The organism is Flavobacterium bizetiae, from assembly GCF_902804475.1.
Classification (GTDB): domain Bacteria; phylum Bacteroidota; class Bacteroidia; order Flavobacteriales; family Flavobacteriaceae; genus Flavobacterium; species Flavobacterium bizetiae.
In genome coordinates, this window is record NZ_CADCSU010000220.1 from 1 (window position 1) to 1,729 (window position 1,729).

The following is a 1,729-nucleotide window of genomic DNA, read 5'->3' on the forward strand; positions in this document are numbered from 1 at the left end:
GTAAAAAACAATCTTATAATTTTTGATAAAAGTTAAGAATCAAAAAACAACTATGAGTTGATTTTTTATAGATTTGTAAATCTATATATTCGCCAAATAATCATTGGGGAAACAATTATAAAATCTAAAGACAATGAAATTAGTTACTTCAACATTTTTATTTTTCATTTTTATTTGTTCGACTTCGCATGCACAATTAAGTTCAGATCAAATTTTTGAAAGCTTTAAACAAGGAGAACGCACCAACTGTTCATCAATTGCTTTTATTAAGGCTTCTTTGAATGTTTACGGATTAGACAATCTTTTTGTAACAGAAAAAATAAACGATAATTTACAAAAGATAACCCTAAAGAATGACGCTTCATTTGATCTTAAAAATGAAGAAATAAATAAAGCCAAAATATCTGCAGGTTTTCTATTTATTAAAGACAATTGCGAGAGCGAAAAAATAAGAGATTACGCTGTGTTAACTTATGCAGTAATGGCAAAATACAAGCAAATTATTGATAAGGAATCTACTTTTGATGAAGCCTTAGAAGATTTAGAAGATGGTGCCGTTTATACACCAACCATCTATAAATATTTAGGTTTTAAACTGGGCAAACAAATACAAAAATTAAAGCGTCAATCAGGCAGTGAGTATTGTGGGGTAGTGGCGTGGTCAAAAGCACATGCGGTCTTTGTTTGCGAAGAGTTTATGGACTATTACGGCAACAAAAAAAGCATCTGGATTAAGTATCCGGGACGTTTTAGAATAATCAAAACATAAAAAAAACAGAAAATAAGGGTAATTTTTCAGATCTCACAAAAATTAATTAAATAGTTAGAATAGAGGCCGATATAATAAGGAATTACCATCATTAAATAAAAAAAGGAATTAATAAAGTTGCAATTTAAGTTAATTTATATATTTTTGTTTTTATCAACAACCAATTACATTTATACAATGAAGAGCAAAATTACTTTATTATTATGCGTACTTTTCTTCTTGACAACTGGTGCAATTTCTGCACAGGCAAAAAATGCGCCAAGAAGTATTATTAGCACAACAGCCCTAATTCGTAAATACCACGATCAAAAAGAATTAAGTGGTATGCAAAAAGGAGAACTTTTAGAACTATACATCGAACGTATTAAAGTTTTAGTAAAAACTCTCCCTTACATCGCTTTGGTTACTAAACCAGGTGTTACTATGGCAGATTTAGGTATTCCGGACGATGGAGTTCACAAAAAAATATTAGAGAATCAGGCAGTGGGTACTACAACTTTCTTAGATACTACAGTAGAGTTTCAAAGAAAAATGATGCCGTACTCAGACAAAGGAAACCTTGTTGCAGCGATCTTATTTTACGAAAACACTTTAAAATCATTACACGAATTCAACGAATTGAACGAAATGTAATCTTCAAATTAAAGCAAGAAAAAAAAGTTTATACTGAAAAGTATAAACTTTTTTTTTGCCCTAAAACCAATTACTCCATCTGTATTGGTTTCTTTCTTCACAACTAATGATCCTTGCTTAGTAAGTTTCAGGATCATTAGTTTTTATTTTTTCTTCTTTTAAACAGACTTTTTTAATGTTTGTTTTTTTTCAATTTCAAAGATCATTTCAGATTAATTTTTTAATTAACTAAAAACACTTTTTTGGCCATTTTTTGGCTATAAATAATCGTCAGTAATAAGTATTAGAAAAGTTAATTTCTCTGTTTTGATGATTTCTGCTTAGAAA

At 29.1% G+C, this 1,729-nt stretch carries 2 protein-coding genes; both read left to right on the plus strand.

The window, feature by feature from the left end:
- Positions 1-133: 133 nt before the first annotated feature.
- Positions 134-769: a hypothetical protein gene (locus FLACOL7796_RS24220; protein WP_173973331.1), complete on the plus strand. Its 636-nt coding sequence runs from the start codon at positions 134-136 to the stop codon at positions 767-769.
- A gap of 177 nt (positions 770-946) precedes the next feature.
- A complete protein-coding gene (locus FLACOL7796_RS24225; RefSeq protein ID WP_173973332.1) occupies positions 947-1,402 on the plus strand; it encodes a hypothetical protein in 456 nt (151 codons plus the stop codon).
- The last annotated feature ends 327 nt before the right edge of the window (positions 1,403-1,729 follow it).